The organism is Streptomyces lincolnensis (assembly GCF_001685355.1).
Lineage (GTDB): Bacteria > Actinomycetota > Actinomycetes > Streptomycetales > Streptomycetaceae > Streptomyces > Streptomyces lincolnensis.
The window spans coordinates 3,152,799-3,168,723 of the sequence record NZ_CP016438.1; the positions used below are offsets into that span (position 1 = coordinate 3,152,799).

Genomic DNA, 15,925 nt, shown 5'->3' on the forward strand with positions numbered 1-15,925 from the left:
CGTGACCGGCTCACGTGCACCGGCAACCGGCCGGTGTGCGGCACCGTCGAGGGATACGGAGCCGAGCCGCCGGGGGTGTCCCGTGCTGCCCGGCTCTCCACAGGAGAGGCACCCGCCGATCATGAACGTCCGCCGCAGCGCCGCGGCCCTGGCCGCCGTCACCGCCCTGACCGGCGCCGCCGCCGCGCCCGCCGTCGCCGCCAGCCCGTCCCCCTCCGCGTCCCCGACGCTCCCGTCCGGGCTGTACGGCAGCGCGGATCCGACGTACGACGGGGTCTGGCGCCAGTCCCTCGCCCTGCTCGCCCAGGACACAGTGGGTGTGAAGCCGGCGGCGCGGGCGGTGGACTGGCTGACGGGGCAGCAGTGTTCCAACGGGGCGTGGGCTCCCTTCCGCGTCGACCCCGCCCTGGCCTGCAACGCCAAGACCATGGTCGACACCAACAGCACGGCCGCCGCCGTCCAGGCCCTCGCCGCGCTCGGCGGCCACGACGACGCCACCGACAGGGCCGTCACCTGGCTGAAGTCCGCGCAGAACAAGGACGGCGGCTGGGGCTACACGGCCACCGGCGCCGGCGACACCAACTCGACCTCCGTCGTCATCGGCGCCCTGACCGCCGTGGGCGAGAAGCCGGCGGACGTGCGCAAGGGCGGCCACAGCCCGTACGACGCTCTCCAGCAGCTCGCCCTGCCGTGCGACGGTGCCGGGGCGGGGGCCTTCGCCTTCCAGCCCGACAGGGAGGGCAAGCTGGTCGCCAACGCGGACGCCACGGCGGCCGGGGTGCTCGGCGCGCTGGGCAAGGGCATGGTCGTCGAGCCGGGCGAGCGGGCCGAGGTGGGCGAGTGCGAGACGGGCCCCAAAGGACTCGCCGCCAACGGAGCCGCCCATCTCTCCCAGGCCCTCGCCAAGGACGGTCACCTGATGTCGTCGCTGCCCGGCGCGACCGACCAGCCCGACTACGGCAACACCGCCGACGCCGTGGTCGCGCTCGCCGCGCAGGGCGGGGCCGAGCGGGCCGCCGAGCCGCTGGCGTGGCTGGAGAAGAACTCCGCCGCGTGGGCGAAGCAGAGCGGCCCCGCCGCCTACGCCCAGCTGATCCTGGCCGCCCACGCGACCGGCACGAACCCGCGCGACTTCGGTGGCACGGACCTGGTGAAGCAGCTCAACGCGACGGGGCCGGCCCCGCAGCCAGCAGCGAGCAAGTCCACCGACGGCGACGCGGACTCGAAAGCAGACTCCGACTCCGACGGTTCCGGTGTCAGCGTCTGGTGGATGGTCGGCGTGGGCCTCGCCGCCGGGGCCGGCATCGGCTTCCTGATCAGCGGCCGCAACAAGAGGCAGCAGCCGTGACCCGTCGCCGTGCCGCCACGCTGCTGCCCGCCCTGGTCGCGCTCCTGCTCGTCGGGCTCGTCGCGGGCCACGCCCAGGCCGCCGGCTACCGCTACTGGTCCTTCTGGGAGCGCGACGGCGACCGCTGGGTCTACGCCACCCAGGGCCCCTCCACCACCCGCCCCTCCGACGGCACCGTCCAGGGCTTCCGCTTCGCCGTCAGCGAGGACTCCGGCGACGCGACCCGGCCCCGCGGCACGGCCGACTTCCCCACCATCTGTGCCGATACACCGGCCCAGGACGGCAGGAAACGCGTGGCCCTGGTCATCGACTTCGGCACCGTGAAGGACTCCCCCTCCGGCGAGACCCCGCCCGCCCTGCGCACGGCCTGCGCGGCCGTCTCCCCCGACGCGACCACGGCAGAGGCCCTCGCCACGGTCGCCAAGCCCCTCCGCTACGACACCCACGCCCTGCTGTGCGCGATCTCGGGGTATCCGCGCAAGGAGTGCGGGGACCCGGTGGCGGAGGCGAAGAAGCCCGCAGCCACCAAGCAGCGGGACGACTCGGACGGCGGCCCCTCGGTGGGCCTGTGGGCGGGAGTGGCCGCGGTGGCGGTGCTGGGCGGAGCGGCGGTATGGCAGGCGAGGCGTCGCAGGCATGCGCGGTAGGGGCGCGCGGCCCGTCGCCGATCGTGCCGTCGGGGCGGCGCCCGTCGGGCGGGTGCCGCCGACGCGCCCCGGCACCGCACCGCACCCCGGCGCCTGGTGGCTGTGGGCCCTGTCCCTCGGCACCGCCGCGACCCGCACCACCAACCCCCTCCTCCTCGCCCTCCTGCTCACGGTCTCCGCCTACGTCGTGGCCACCTGCCGCCCGAGCACCCCCACCGCCCACTCCTACACCGCCTTCGTCAAGCTGGCCCTGGCCGTCCTCCTCATCCGCCTGGCCTTCGCCGTACTGCTCGGCTCCCCCATCCCCGGCACGCACGTGATCGCCACCCTCCCCGAAGTCCCCCTCCCGCACTGGGCCCAGGGCATCCGCCTGGGCGGCACGATCACCGCCGAAGGCCTCCTCTTCGCGCTCTACGACGGCCTGAAACTGGCCACGCTCCTCATCTGCGTGGGCGCGGCGAACGCGCTCGCGAACCCGGCACGCCTCCTGAAGTCCCTCCCGGGCGCCCTGTACGAGATGGGCGTGGCCGTGGTCGTGGCCCTCACCTTCGCGCCGAACCTCATCACCGACGTCCAGCGTCTGCGCGCGGCCCGCCGCCTGCGCGGCCGCCCGGACCAGGGCATCCGCGGTCTGCTGCACGTCGGACTCCCGGTCCTGGAGGGCGCGTTGGAGCGCTCCGTCTCCCTCGCCGCCGCGATGGACGCCCGCGGCTACGGCCGTACCGTCGACGTCCCCGCCCCCGTCCGCCGCACCACCGCCGCGCTCACCCTCGGCGGCCTGCTGGGCGTCTGCGCGGGAACGTACGGCCTGCTGACCGCGGAGGGCGGCGGCTACGGCCTTCCCGTCCTCCTGGCGGGGCTGGCCGCCGCGCTGGCGGGCCTGCGCCTCGGCGGCCGCCGCTCCCCGCGCACCCGTTACCGCCCGGACCGCTGGGACCTCCGCGCCTGGCTGATCACCGGGTCGGGCGCGGCGGCCGCCGTCCTCATGGTCCTGGCCTCCTCCTACGACCCCGAGGCCCTGCACCCGGGCGTGGTCCCGCTCGTCGCACCCGCCCTCCCCCTCTGGCCGGCGGCGGCCGTACTCCTCGGTCTGCTGCCGGCGTTCCTCGCCCCCGCTTCCAAGGAGCAGCCGTCGTGATCCGCTTCGAGAACGTCTCCGTGACGTACGACGGCAGTGCCGAACCCACCGTCCAGGGCGTCGACTTCGAGGTCCCGGAAGGTGAACTCGTCCTGCTGGTCGGCCCGTCGGGGGTCGGCAAGTCCACCGTCCTCGGTGCCGTCAGCGGTCTGGTCCCGCACTTCACCGGCGGCACCCTGCGCGGCCGGGTCACGGTGGCCGGCCGGGACACCCGCACCCACAAGCCGCGCGAACTCGCCGACGTGGTGGGCACGGTGGGCCAGGATCCCCTCGCCCACTTCGTGACCGACACCGTCGAGGACGAACTCGCCTACGGCATGGAGTCGTTGGGCCTCGCCCCGGACGTGATGCGCCGCCGCGTCGAGGAGACCCTGGACCTCCTGGGCCTCTCCGACCTGCGCGCCCGCCCCATCGCCACCCTCTCCGGCGGCCAGCAACAACGCGTCGCCATCGGCTCGGTCCTCACCCCCCACCCCCGGGTCCTCGTCCTCGACGAACCCACCTCCGCCCTCGACCCCGCGGCCGCCGAAGAGGTCCTCGCCGTCCTCCAACGCCTCGTCCACGACCTCGGCACGACGGTCCTCCTGGCCGAACACCGCCTGGAACGAGTCATCCAGTACGCCGACCAGGTCGCCCTACTACCCGCACCGGGCGAGCCCCCGGTCCTGGGCACTCCGGCGGACATCATGGCCGTGTCCCCGGTGTACCCGCCGGTGGTGGCCCTGGGCCGACTCGCGAACTGGACCCCGTTGCCCCTGACGGTCAGGGACGCAAGGCGACGGGCATCGGCCCTACGGCAACAACTGGACGAGCGGACCAGCATCCCGACCAAGGGGCGCGGGGAACTGCGCGACCAGCCACAAACAACCCGCACCCGCCCGCAATCCGCACCCCCCACCCCACTAGGCACCCCCACCCCCCGCCGCTGGTTCCGCCGCACCCCCCAACCCCCCACCACCACCCCCACTTCCCCTCACGCGGCCGAAACCCAAGCCCTCTCCATCCGCCGCGCCCACATCCACGCCCTACGCCACATCGACCTCACCATCACCCCCGGCGAAACCATCGCCCTCATGGGCCGCAACGGCGCAGGCAAATCCACCCTCCTCTCCGCCCTCGTAGGCCTGGTGGAACCAACCGCCGGATCCGTGAGAACCGGCGGCGCCGTACCCCATCGCACACCTCCGAGGGACCTCGTCCGCAAGGTCGGCCTCGTCCCCCAGGAACCCCGCGACCTCCTCTACGCCGACACCGTCGCCGGAGAATGCGACGCCGCCGACCGTGACGCGAGCGCCGCGCCGGGCACCTGCCGGGCGCTGGTCACGGAGCTGCTCCCCGGGGTCACGGACGACATCCACCCCCGTGACCTGTCCGAGGGCCAGCGGCTCGCCCTCGCCCTGGCGGTGGTCCTGACGGCCCGCCCGCCCCTCCTGCTGCTCGACGAGCCGACCCGCGGCCTGGACTACGCGGCGAAGGCCCGCCTGGTCACCGTCCTGCGGGGACTGGCGGCCGAGGGGCACGCGATCGTCCTGGCCACGCACGACGTCGAGCTGGCCGCCGAGCTCGCCGACCGGGTGGTCCTGCTCGCCGAGGGTGAGATCATCGCGGACGGCCCGACGGCGGACGTGGTCGTCTCCTCCCCGTCCTTCGCCCCTCAGGTCACCAAGATCCTGGCGCCGCAGCAGTGGCTCACGGTGACCCAGGTGAGGCAGGCGCTGTCATGAACACAAGCCCCGTGAAGGCACGCGCCGTCGCGAGGCCGGCCCCGCAGGCCCGTGCCGTCCGCCTCGGCCCCCGCTCCATCACCACCCTCGCCCTGGTCAGCGCGGTCGGCATCGCAGCCTTCGGCTGGCCCTTCCTCGCACCACCCGACTCCCAGATCAGCGCACACGCCGCGGACGCCCCCTGGCTCTTCGCCGGCCTGCTGGCCCTCCTCGTGGCGGTGGTCGCGGCGACGATCTCGGAGTCCGGCCTCGGCCCGAAGGCGGTGGCGATGCTGGGCGTGCTGGCGGCGACGGGGGCCGCGCTGCGTCCGATCGGCGCCGGGACGGCCGGGATCGAGCCGATGTTCTTCCTGATGGTGCTCAGCGGCCGGGTCCTGGGCCCCGGCTTCGGCTTCGTCCTCGGCTCGGTGACGATGTTCGCGTCGGCGCTGCTGACGGGCGGGGTGGGGCCGTGGATGCCGTTCCAGATGCTGGCGATGGGCTGGTTCACGATGGGCGCGGGCCTGCTGCCGGGCCCCGACCGTCTGCGCGGCCGTACGGAACTGGCGATGCTCGCGGGCTACGGCTTCCTAGCCGCGTTCGCCTACGGCACGGTGATGAACCTGGCCGGCTGGCCCTTCATGGGGACCCTCGCCTCGTCCGTCGCCTTCGACCCGGACGCGGCCGTGCCCGCCAACCTGGCGCGTTTCCTCGCGTACTGCGTGGCCACCTCGCTGGGCTGGGACCTGGGCCGGGCCCTGGTCACCGTCGTCCTGACGCTCACCCTCGGCCGCACCCTCCTCAAGGCCCTGCGGCGCGCCACCCGCCGGGCCGCCTTCGAGGCCCAGGTCACATTCGAGGCTCCCGAGGGCCCGCGAGCGGTGAAGCACCCCACATGACCCACATCACCTACTACCCGGAACAGTAGGACAAGTCAGACATTCAACCTTCGCCACACCCCACCTGACCTGCACTTTGAGACCTGGCTCACACGATGCACCCCACCTCCGGATGCGACCACAACTAGTAAAAGGGGTCATTGCGGACACCTTCCGAGCCTGCTTCTCTGGACGACGTCGCACGGTGCCGACGAGCCCCACGGGCCTCGGAGCTCCCGCAAGTCCCTCGGGTCTGCACGCGACGCCCCTGTCCCCGAAGAAAAGGTTCTCCGTGTCCGTCTCCCGCATCGTCCGCCGCATCGCTTCCCCGAAGAAGGCCATCACCACCGTCGCGATGGCCGCCGCCACCGCCGGCCTGGTCCTGACCGCGGCGCCCGCTCAGGCGGCCACGACCGACTCCTCCACCCACGCCAAGGCCATCGCGCAGAAGCTGATCCCGAACGACGCCCAGTACGCCGCGTTCAGCAAGATCGTCGAGCACGAGAGCGGCTGGGACGTCGACGCCACGAACAGCTCCTCCGGCGCCTACGGCCTGGTCCAGGCCCTCCCGGGCTCCAAGATGGCCTCGGCCGGCTCCGACTGGAAGACCAACGCCGAGACCCAGATCGAGTGGGGCCTCGACTACATGAACGACCGCTACGGCAGCCCCACGGCCGCCTGGGCGTTCTGGCAGGCCAACGGCTGGTACTGAGCCCCGCTCCCAGCCCCCTCTGTCGCGAAGGCGGCGGCCCACGATCCCCGGGCCGCCGCCTTCGTCTTACCCACCTGTGGCGCCCTTCGTCTTACCCGCCCGTGGTGGACTGGATCGCGCCCCGCCCGTCCGGACCACCGACCGGAGACCGTCACATGAGCACAGCCGAGAGCGCCGAGGTCGACGTCCCCGACGGGCGGGAGGAGCGCGGGCTGCGGCTGGTGCCGGTGCTGCTGGCGTTGACGGTGGTCAGCGGGCTGATCGACGCGGTGAGCTATCTCGGGCTCAGCCATGTCTTCACCGCGAACATGACGGGCAACGTGGTGGTGCTGGGCTTCGCCGCGGCCGGAGCGCCGGGCTTCTCGGTGCCGCACGCGGCGGCCTCGCTGGGGTGCTACCTGGTGGGCGCGGTGGTCGGCGGCCGGGTCGCGGTCCGGCACGGCACCGGCTCCCGCCGGACCTGGGTCCGGCGCACCCTGGCCGTCGAGACGGTCCTGCTGGGCGCGTGCGCGGCGACGGCCTTCGCGGCGCCCCACGCGACGACCACCGTCTACGCCCTCATCGTCGTCACGGCCTTCGCCATGGGCCTGCGCAACGCGACCGTCCGCCGCCTGGGCATCCCCGACCTCACCACGACCGTGCTGACGATGACCCTCACCGGCCTGGCCGCCGACTCCCGCGCGGGCGGCGGCACCGGCGCCCGCACCCCCCGCCGCGCGGCCTCCACGATCGCCATGATCGGCGGCGCCGTCCTCGGCGCGTGGCTGGTCCTCCACCACGGGCTGGCCATCCCGCTGCTGCTCGCCACCTTGACGGTCGGAGTACTGGCGCTGGTGACCTCGGGACGGGAGTAGCCCGCGACTCCCCGCCGGCCGAGCCGGTCTAGGGGATGTGTCGGGGACATCCCGGAGCGGTTGGGGGACATCCCGGATGGGCGGGGCATGGCGGTGATAGCACCATCGGCCTCATGACATCCCAGGCACCCCTCCCCCTCTCCCGCCGCACCCTGGTCCGCGCCTTCGCCGCGGGCGCCGTTCTCGCCGTGGCGGCCGGCGGTACGGCGTCCGCGGCATCGGCCGCCGCACCGACCACCGCCGAGGCCACCGCCGCCCCTCTCCTCGACACCCGCGCCTTACAGGCCGCGATCTCCGATCTCGACCACCCGCACGCCACCTCCGCGCAGTTGTACGCCTTTCACGGGACGGAGCGCTGGTACGGCACCGCCGGGGTCGCCGAGCTGGGTACCGGGCGGGCTCCTCGGCCCGGTGACCGATTCCGGGCGGGGAGTGTCACCAAGGCGTTCGTGGCGACCGTGGTTCTCCAACTGTGGAGGGAGGGGCGGCTGAAGCTCGATGCGCCCCTCGCGCGCTATCTGCCGGGGCTGCTGCCCGACGACTTCGGGCGCCGGATCACCGTCGCCCACCTGCTCCATCACACCAGCGGGTTGCCCGATCACCAGGGCATCCCGGACACAAGTACGCCGGAGGGTGTCCTGCGGCACCGTTTCGACCGGTGGACGCCGAGGGAGTGGGTGCGGACGGCGACGCACGGGCCGTTGAAGTTCGCGCCGGGCACCAAGCAGGAGTACCGGGGCATCAACTACGTCCTGCTCGCCCTGGTCGTCGAGGAGGTGACGGGGCGGCCGTACCGCGAGGTGATCACCGAGCGCGTTCTGCGGCCGCTCGGCCTGTCCCGGACGCTGACGCCGGGGCAGGACCCCCGGCTGCACGGGCCGCATGTGCACGGCTATCTGCGGATGACCGACGGATCCCTGGAGGACATCACGGTCTACAACACCTCCAGCAGCTGGGGCGAAGGGGACCTGGTCTGCACCGTCGACGACCTCGTCCGTTTCCAACAGGCCCTGTTCAACGGCGAGTTGCTGCCACCCGAGGCCATGGACAAGCTCTGCTCCCTGCCCCCTGACGACGTCCGCATGCTCGACGGCGGGCCCGCCCGCTACGGCATGGGCCTCCAGACGGTCACGGTCAACGGCGTGACCTTCTGGGGGAAGACCGGCGAGGTGTACGGCTACCGCACCCGCGTGTTCTCCACTCGGGACACCCGAGACGCTCGCGACCGGCGGCTCGGCTTTGTCCTGTCGTACACCCCGACCCCGTTGACCACACCCGAGCAGATGGTCGCCCGCGTCGCGACCGCGCTCACCTCGTGACACTCAGGCAGTACGAACCTCAGCCCGTCGTGTAGAACTTCGTCGTCGCGGCGACCTGGGCGGCGACCTCGTCGGCCGGATCGCCCGCGGCGAGGGACGCCTCGCCCCAGGCACGGGCGCTGTGTTCCGCCCCCACCAGGGCGTCGGGGCTGCCCTCCCACGTCGAGGGGTCGATGTCCTCGCCCCGCAGGTGCCGGCCGAGCGAGACCAGGCCGAGGTCCCAGCCGACACCGGTCGCGCCCGCGCCGAACTGACCCCAGAACTCCTCCGGTACGACGGCCACGTGCTCCAGCTCGAACACGGTCCGCTCCTCGCCGTCCGGCGCGAGCCGCAGCTCGACCTCGCTGAAGCCGGGGTCGGGGCCGAACAGCCAGCTCACCCGCAGCAGCGTGGGCGCCTCGCAGGCGAGGATCTCGCCCCCCGCGTTCCCTTCCAGCTGGTACCGGCCGCCGACCTTGAGCTCCCCGCTGACCGGCAGGAACCATCGGCCGATCCGCTCGGGCGAGGTCACCGCGTCCCACACGTCGGCGACCTCGGCGTCGTAGGTGCGCCGCATCAGCAGCGACCGGGCCTGCCCCGACGCGACCTGCCGGGTGCCGGTCTCCCGGTGCATGCGGTTGATCTCGTCGACGATGTCACTCATTCCCGCTCACTTCCTCTGTCGTTTTCCCGACCCTGCCCCTGATCCAGCCTGCGCTGACGCTTCCCTCGCGCGAGCTCCGTGCCGAGCGCGTCGAGGCGCTGCTCCCAGAACCCGCGGAACCGCTCCAGCCAGGCGTCCACCTCCCGCAGCGGTTCGGCCTCGACGGCGTACAGCCGCCGGGTCCCCTCCGCCCGCACGGACGCGAACCCGCTCTCCCGCAGCACCCGCAGATGCTGCGACACGGCCGGCTGCGAGATCCCGAACTCCTCCCGGACGACAGCTGTTATGTCACCCGAGGCCCGCTCACCGGAGGCGAGCAGCTCCAGGATCCGGCGCCTGACCGGATCCCCCAGAACGTCGAAGGCGTGCACGGGACCGACTATGCCATCGGTCGCTTATATAAGGCAAGGCTTAATAAACGGAGGGCTGCCTCGGCTCATATCCGGCGGATACGCTCCTTTCGACGAACGTACGCACCCCAGGAACGAACCGCACGGACGGACAGGGGGAGTTCGGAGTGCAGGCGCTGCGTGGAACCGACCCCCGGCGCATCGGGCCGTACACGGTCCTGGCCAGGCTCGGCGCCGACGGGACGGACGAGGTCTATCTCGCCGAGGCCCCCACCGGCCTGCGGCTGACCGTAAAGGTGGCGCGCACCGAGGACGACCCGACCTTCCGCGCCCGGTTCCGCCAGGAGGTCCGGGCCGCGTGGAGCGTCGGCGGGCCCGGGACGTATGTCGCCCGGATCGTGGACGCCGACACGGAGGGCGAACGGCCATGGGTGGCCATGGAGTTCGTCGACGGGCCGAACCTGCGCGACGCCGTCCTCGACCACGGTCCGCTGCCCGAGCACGCGCTACGGCTGCTGGCCGCCGCGGTGGGCCAGGCGCTGGCCGCGATCCACGCCCAGGGCCTGGTCCACGGGGAGGTGAAGCCGTCCACCATCCTGCTCGCGGCCGACGGACCCCGCCTCGTCGGTTTCGGTACCTGCTTCGGCACGGGCGTCGACCCGCCCGGCGATGTGTTCGCCCTGGGCGAGGTCCTCGTCCACGCCTCCGGAGGCGACCTGTCCGCCGTACCGGAGAGCCTCCGAGGGCTGGTCGGGTCCTGCCTGCGGGAGGACCCGGCGCGACGGCCCGCCCCCGGACAGGTGATCGCGGCGACCGGACACACCGCGTGGTCGCTGCGCGAGGGACTGCGAGCGGGCTGGTACACGGCCACCGCCACCACCGGCCGCCCCGGCGGTGTCACCGGCACCGGGCCCGTCGAGGAGGACGAGCGTTGGCTTCCGGAGCACGACTCCGAAGGGTGGCCGTGCCGGGTGGAGCACCTGGTCTCGCCCACACTCGTGGACGAGAACGAAGACGAGACGGCCGAGCCGCCCTCCCGGCGCCGGCTGCTGCTGGGGGTCGGGGCCGGGGCGCTGCTCGCCGCCGGGGCCGGGACGGGCGGCTGGCTCTGGCTGCGGGACCGGGACACCGAGGACGGCGCCAAGGACGCAGACGACCCCGACCACACCATCGACGGCAGCGCCCCTCCCCCGCCCTCACCCCTGGCGCCACCGGAGCGCGCCGTCATCGCCTGGACCTACGACACGGGCGGCGCCGTGGCGGGCCCGAGCGCGGGCCCGAGCGTCGCGCTGTCGCTCTACGGCGACATGGTCTACGCCGGCGGCCTGGACGGGGCGCTGCACGCCGTGGCCGTGGGGGGTGCCGGTACCGAGCGCTGGAAGACGGAGCTGGGGGGTGTGGTGGGACCGCCCGTCGCGCTGCCCGAGGGGGCCTGCTGCGTGGCCCGGTCCGGCCGCAGACTGTGCGCGGTGGATCCGCGGGGCCGCGTGCGCTGGGAGCGCGCCTTCGACAAGGAGCCGTACGCCTCCGTGCTCGTGGACGCCGACGGGCTGGTGCTCGTGTCCACCCGCGCCTCCTCGGCCACGGGCTCGGTCCGTGCCTACCAGGGCGACGGAACCCTGGCCTGGGACGCCCGCACACCGGATCCGCTCACCGCCGAGCCGGTGGTGGCGGGCGACGTGGTCTACGTGAGCACCCGCACGTCCCTGACCGCCCTGGACGCCTACGACGGGACACAGCTGTGGGCCTTCCACGTGGGCGCTCCCGTCGGTCGCCCCGCGCTCCTCGGCGGGACCCTCGTCGCCGGAACCTCCGGAACCGCCGGAACCTCCGGCGCCGACTCCGTGCTCGGGTTCAGCGCCGACGGCAATGGCGTCCTGTGGGGCGCCACGCACACCGGCCTGGGGCACGCCAACCCGTTCGTCGCCTTCCAGGGCCTGGCCGTCACCACGGCCGAGGGGGCACTCGTGGCCCTCGACCCGGACGACGGCTCCACCGCCTGGGAGTTCCGGGCCTCCGGCGACCCGGAGGAGTACAGCGCCCCCACGGTGAACGGGGACCTCGTCCACGCCCTCCTCGGCCGGACGCTGTACCTGCTGGAACCCGACGGCCGACGCGCACGGGTCCTGACCTTCCCCGGCCTGCCGGTCTCACCGACCGCCCGGCCCGTGGCCGGCGCCCGCTACGTGTACGTGACCACGGAACAGGGCATCGCCGCGGTCAACCTGACGGCCTGACGGAACGAGGCACTCGAACCACACCGTCTTCCCCCCGCCCGGCCGCGACCCCACCCCCCACTTGTCCACCACCGCCTCCAGCAGCAGAAGCCCGCGCCCACCCTCGCCGTCCGGCGCGAACTCCCCCGACGGGTACGGCGGTTCGGGCGAGCCGTCGGCCACCTCCACCCGGACCCCGGCCCCCAGCCGCAGCACCAGCAGCGCGCATCTCCGGTCCGGAACATGCCGTACGACATTGGCGACCAGCTCCGTGACGCCCAGCTCCACGGCGTCGGACAGCTCCGGCAGCGCCCACTCGTCCAGCAGCGACCGGACGATCCGGCGGATGTGGCGGGCCGAGTGCGCACCCGCCGTGAGGGTCAGGCGGTACTGGGGAATGTATGCGTTCACGGGACGAGCGTGACCTCGCATGACTACCGTGGGCTACACGTCGAATACAACCCGTTCTGGAGTGAGGGCCGTTCGTGACACACATCAACGTCCTTGACCCGGGCGCCTCGCCGCTCGACTACTACGGCTACGAGTTGCGGAGGCTGCGGGAAGCCTCCGGCCTGACGCAGAAACAGCTCGGCGACATCCTCAACTACACGGGCTCCCTGGTCGGCCAGATCGAGACGGCCCGGAAGGTCCCGACCCCGGAGTTCAGCGAGCGGGCGGACGCGGCGCTGGGGTCGGACGGGTTGCTGTCCCGGTTGGTGGAGCTGGTGTTGCGGAGCCAACTTCCGGCATGGTTCCAGCGGGTGGCGGAACTTCAGGCAAGGGCCACGGGGATCTACTCCTTTGAGACGCACATGATCCACGGCCTCCTTCAGACCAAGGAGTACGCCCGCGCTGTGCTCGGCACACTGGATCGGCACAACCTTGACGACCGCACCGCCGTCCGACTGGCCCGCCAGAGCATCTTCGAGAAGGAGCAACCCCCGGTCTTCTGGGCGGTGATCAGCGAAGGCGCGCTGTACCAGGAACTCGGCGGCCGCGCGACCATGCGAGGTCAACTGGCCCACCTGTTGACCTTCGAGGAGGAGCACCGGATCAACATCCAGGTGCTGCCGTTCTCCGCCGGAGCACACGCCGGACTACAGGGCTCGTTCGGCCTCTACCGCTTCGCCAGCGATCCGACCATCGTCTACACCGAGGGGTACGGTAGTGGACATCCGACCGCGAACCCGGACACCGTCAAGGACTGTTCGCTCCGTTACGATCATCTTCAAGCCGCCGCGCTCTCCCTCAAAGACTCGGCGGATTTGATCCGGCACGTGATGGAGGACCGCTATGGAGAGCAAGTGGCGTAAGAGCAGCTACAGCGGCGACCAGGGCGGCAACTGCGTCGAGATCGCCGATTTCCCGGAGGGCACCGTAGCCGTCCGCGACTCAAAGACCCCGGCGGGGCCGATCCTCACCCTCGACCCCGCCAGCTTCACCACCTTCGTGAACTGGGCCTCTACAACCGCTGAATGATCGTGCCGGTGGCCAAGCCGCCGCCCGCGCACATGGTGATCAGGGCGAACTCCTTGTCCGCCCGCTCCAGTTCGTGCAGTGCCGTCGTGATGAGCCGGGCCCCGGTGGCTCCCACCGGGTGTCCGAGCGCGATGGCGCCGCCGTTGACGTTGACCTTCTCCAGGTCCTGTTCGAAGACCTGGGCCCAGCTGAGCACCACGGACGCGAACGCCTCGTTGATCTCCACGAGGTCGATGTCCTTCAACGACATTCCCGCCTTCCCCAGCACCGCCCGCGTCGCGTCGATCGGGCCGTCGAGGTGGAAGTGCGGGTCGGCTCCGACCAGCGCCTGGGCGACGATCCGCGCCCGGGGGCGTAGCTTCAGCGCGCGGGCCATCCGTTTCGACGCCCACATGATCGCGGCGGAACCGTCGCTGATCTGGGACGAGTTGCCCGCCGTGTGGACGGCGGTCGGCATGACCGGCTTCAGCCCCGCCAGGGCCTCCATCGAGGTGTCACGCAGGCCCTCGTCGCGGTCGACCAGGCGCCACATGCCCTGTCCGGCCCGCTGTTCGTCCTCGGTGGTCGGCACCTGGACGGCGAAGGTCTCCTTCTTGAACCGCTCCTCCGCCCAGGCGACGGCGGCCCGTTCCTGGGAGATCAGCCCCAGCGAGTCGACGTTCTCGCGTGTGAGTCCCCGGTGCCGGGCGATCCGTTCCGCCGCCTCGAACTGGTTGGGCAGGTCGACGTTCCACTCGTCGGGGAACGGCTTGCCGGGACCGTGCTTCGACCCCGAGCCCAGCGGCACCCGGGACATCGACTCGACACCGCAGGAGATGCCGACGTCGATCACGCCCGCGGCGACCATGTTGGCGACCATGTGCGAGGCCTGCTGGGAGGAACCGCACTGCGCGTCGACCGTCGTCGCGGCGGTCTCGTAGGGCAGGCCGACGGTCAGCCAGGCCGTGCGGGCGGGGTTCATGGACTGCTCGCCGGCGTGGGTGACCGTGCCGCCGACGATCTGTTCGACGCAGTCGGCGGGGATGCCGGTGCGGCCGAGGAGTTCACGGTAGGTCTCGCCCAGGAGGTAGGCGGGATGCAGATTGGCGAGCGCGCCGCCGCGCCTGCCGATGGGAGTACGTACGGCTTCGACGATCACGGGTTCGGCGGCCATGGGTGCGGGTCCTCTCCTCCGAACGGATCTCTTCGAACTAGTACGTGTTCTAGTTCTGTTTGCAGTCTGGTGACCGGGCCCCCACAACCGCAAGGGGCGTGCAGGCAATTCGACGGGCCACGCCCCTTGCTACTTATAGAACCCGTTACTACCTTCACCGCAGCTCTGTTCCTGATGGATCGTCAGAAAAAGCTGGAGTGAGTCGCCCATGCCGTGTCCAGCTCTCCCCGAGGGGTTCGACTTCACCGATCCCGATCTGCTGCAACACCATGTGCCGCTGGCGGAGCTCGCCGAAGTGCGCCGGGCGGAACCGGTGTGCTGGATCCCCCAGCCGTCCAACCTCGCCGGTTTCGAGGACGAGGGGTACTGGGCGGTCACCCGGCACGCCGACGTCAAGTACGTCTCCACCCACCCGGAGCTGTTCTCGTCGTACCTCAACACGGCGATCATCCGCTTCAACGAGCACATCGAGCGGGACGCCATCGACGCGCAGCGGCTGATCCTGCTCAACATGGATCCGCCGGAGCACACCCGGGTCCGCCAGATCGTGCAGCGGGTGTTCACCCCGAGGGCCATCCGCGCCCTGGAGGACAACCTCCGCTCGCGCGCCCTCGCCATCGCCGCGAACGCCCGCGCCCGCACCGGCTCCTTCGACTTCGTCGCCGAGGTCGCCTGCGAACTGCCCCTCCAGGCCATCGCGGAGCTGATCGGCATCCCGCAGGACGACCGGGCCAAGATCTTCGACTGGTCCAACAAGATGATCTCGTACGACGATCCGGAGTACGCGATCACCGAGGAGGTCGGCGCGGAGTCGGCCACCGAACTCATCGCGTACGCCATGAACATGGCCGCGGACCGCAAGGAGTGCCCCGCGAAGGACATCGTGACGACGCTGGTCTCGGCCGAGGACGAGGGCAATCTCGCCTCGGACGAGTTCGGGTTCTTCGTGCTGATGCTGGCCGTCGCCGGCAACGAGACCACCCGCAACGCCATCACCCACGGCATGCACGCGTTCCTCACCGAGCCCGGGCAGTGGGAGCTGTACAAGCGGGAGCGGCCGGTCACCGCCGCGGAGGAGATCGTGCGGTGGGCCACCCCCGTCAACTCCTTCCAGCGGACCGCCACGCAGGACACCGAACTCGGAGGCAAGCAGATCAAGAAGGGGGACCGGCTCGGGCTGTTCTACGCCGCCGCCAATCACGACCCCGAGGTCTTCGAGAACCCGGACACCTTCGACATCACCCGGGACCCCAATCCCCACCTGGGGTTCGGCGGCGGAGGGCCGCACTACTGCCTGGGCAAGTCACTGGCCGTACTGGAGATCGACCTCATCTTCAACGCGGTCGCCGACGCGATGCCCGACCTGAAGGCGGTGGCGGATCCCCGGCGACTGCGCTCCGCTTGGATCAACGGGGTGAAGGAGCTTCGGGTCCGGGCGGGATGACGTAGTCGGTTGTCTGCGGCTTCGCGGGGGCTGGTCGCGCA

General features: G+C 72.0%; 16 protein-coding genes. 12 read left to right on the plus strand and 4 right to left on the minus strand.

The window, feature by feature from the left end:
* The first annotated feature begins 121 nt into the window (after positions 1–121).
* The 8 genes from SLINC_RS13990 to SLINC_RS14025 all read left to right on the plus strand — a co-directional run bounded on the left by SLINC_RS13990 (position 122) and on the right by SLINC_RS14025 (position 8,599).
* The gene (locus SLINC_RS13990) at positions 122–1,348 is read left to right on the plus strand and encodes a prenyltransferase/squalene oxidase repeat-containing protein (RefSeq protein WP_067431675.1); all 1,227 of its coding nucleotides are present in this window, start codon (positions 122–124) and stop codon (positions 1,346–1,348) included.
* Positions 1,345–1,995 (plus strand): SCO2322 family protein, encoded by a 651-nt coding sequence (locus SLINC_RS13995; protein ID WP_067431679.1) that lies wholly within the window; start codon positions 1,345–1,347, stop codon positions 1,993–1,995. Before SLINC_RS13990 ends, SLINC_RS13995 begins: the two co-directional genes overlap by 4 nt.
* Positions 1,985–3,133, plus strand: coding sequence for an energy-coupling factor transporter transmembrane component T (locus tag SLINC_RS14000; RefSeq protein WP_079164525.1), 1,149 nt, complete (start codon positions 1,985–1,987; stop codon positions 3,131–3,133). The genes SLINC_RS13995 and SLINC_RS14000 overlap by 11 nt, the downstream gene beginning before the upstream one ends.
* Complete coding sequence (locus tag SLINC_RS14005) at positions 3,130–4,857, plus strand: ABC transporter ATP-binding protein (RefSeq protein ID WP_067431682.1); 1,728 nt, start codon at positions 3,130–3,132, stop codon at positions 4,855–4,857. Before SLINC_RS14000 ends, SLINC_RS14005 begins: the two co-directional genes overlap by 4 nt.
* The gene (locus SLINC_RS14010; RefSeq protein ID WP_067431684.1) at positions 4,854–5,735 is read left to right on the plus strand and encodes an ECF transporter S component; all 882 of its coding nucleotides are present in this window, start codon (positions 4,854–4,856) and stop codon (positions 5,733–5,735) included. The genes SLINC_RS14005 and SLINC_RS14010 overlap by 4 nt, the downstream gene beginning before the upstream one ends.
* Positions 5,736–6,006: 271 nt before the next feature.
* The gene (locus SLINC_RS14015; protein ID WP_067431687.1) at positions 6,007–6,426 is read left to right on the plus strand and encodes an aggregation-promoting factor C-terminal-like domain-containing protein; all 420 of its coding nucleotides are present in this window, start codon (positions 6,007–6,009) and stop codon (positions 6,424–6,426) included.
* Between the two features lie 155 nt (positions 6,427–6,581).
* The gene (locus SLINC_RS14020; protein ID WP_067431690.1) at positions 6,582–7,280 is read left to right on the plus strand and encodes a YoaK family protein; all 699 of its coding nucleotides are present in this window, start codon (positions 6,582–6,584) and stop codon (positions 7,278–7,280) included.
* A 113-nt stretch (positions 7,281–7,393) separates the two neighbouring features.
* Entirely contained in the window at positions 7,394–8,599 is a 1,206-nt protein-coding gene (locus tag SLINC_RS14025) for a serine hydrolase domain-containing protein (protein ID WP_067431694.1), read from the plus strand.
* Positions 8,600–8,618: 19 nt separating this feature from the next.
* Here SLINC_RS14025 and SLINC_RS14030 read toward each other — a convergent pair whose 3' ends face one another.
* Entirely contained in the window at positions 8,619–9,242 is a 624-nt protein-coding gene (locus SLINC_RS14030) for an SRPBCC family protein (protein WP_067431698.1), read from the minus strand.
* Positions 9,239–9,613 carry an ArsR/SmtB family transcription factor gene (locus SLINC_RS14035; protein ID WP_079164526.1) on the minus strand — a complete coding sequence of 125 codons (375 nt, stop codon included), beginning with the start codon at positions 9,611–9,613 and terminating at the stop codon, positions 9,239–9,241. Before SLINC_RS14035 ends, SLINC_RS14030 begins: the two co-directional genes overlap by 4 nt.
* A 146-nt stretch (positions 9,614–9,759) precedes the next feature.
* On the opposite strand from SLINC_RS14035, the gene SLINC_RS14040 reads away from it, so the two are divergent.
* Positions 9,760–11,829 (plus strand): outer membrane protein assembly factor BamB family protein, encoded by a 2,070-nt coding sequence (locus SLINC_RS14040; protein ID WP_067431714.1) that lies wholly within the window; start codon positions 9,760–9,762, stop codon positions 11,827–11,829.
* Here SLINC_RS14040 and SLINC_RS45870 read toward each other — a convergent pair.
* Positions 11,743–12,240, minus strand: a complete 498-nt coding sequence (locus SLINC_RS45870) for an ATP-binding protein (RefSeq protein ID WP_079164527.1) — start codon at positions 12,238–12,240, stop codon at positions 11,743–11,745. The genes SLINC_RS14040 and SLINC_RS45870 overlap by 87 nt on opposite strands.
* A gap of 53 nt (positions 12,241–12,293) precedes the next feature.
* Here SLINC_RS45870 and SLINC_RS14045 point away from each other — a divergent pair, with 53 nt between their 5' ends.
* Entirely contained in the window at positions 12,294–13,121 is an 828-nt protein-coding gene (locus SLINC_RS14045; protein ID WP_067431716.1) for a helix-turn-helix domain-containing protein, read from the plus strand.
* A complete protein-coding gene (locus SLINC_RS14050; RefSeq protein ID WP_067431719.1) occupies positions 13,102–13,287 on the plus strand; it encodes a DUF397 domain-containing protein in 186 nt (61 codons plus the stop codon). The genes SLINC_RS14045 and SLINC_RS14050 overlap by 20 nt, the downstream gene beginning before the upstream one ends.
* Here the strand turns inward: SLINC_RS14050 and SLINC_RS14055 are convergent.
* Positions 13,271–14,440 (minus strand): steroid 3-ketoacyl-CoA thiolase, encoded by a 1,170-nt coding sequence (locus tag SLINC_RS14055; protein ID WP_067431722.1) that lies wholly within the window; start codon positions 14,438–14,440, stop codon positions 13,271–13,273. The two genes, SLINC_RS14050 and SLINC_RS14055, sit on opposite strands and share 17 nt — an antisense overlap.
* A 208-nt stretch (positions 14,441–14,648) precedes the next feature.
* Here SLINC_RS14055 and SLINC_RS14060 point away from each other — a divergent pair, with 208 nt between their 5' ends.
* Positions 14,649–15,884 carry a cytochrome P450 gene (locus SLINC_RS14060; RefSeq protein ID WP_067431727.1) on the plus strand — a complete coding sequence of 412 codons (1,236 nt, stop codon included), beginning with the start codon at positions 14,649–14,651 and terminating at the stop codon, positions 15,882–15,884.
* The last annotated feature ends 41 nt before the right edge of the window (positions 15,885–15,925 follow it).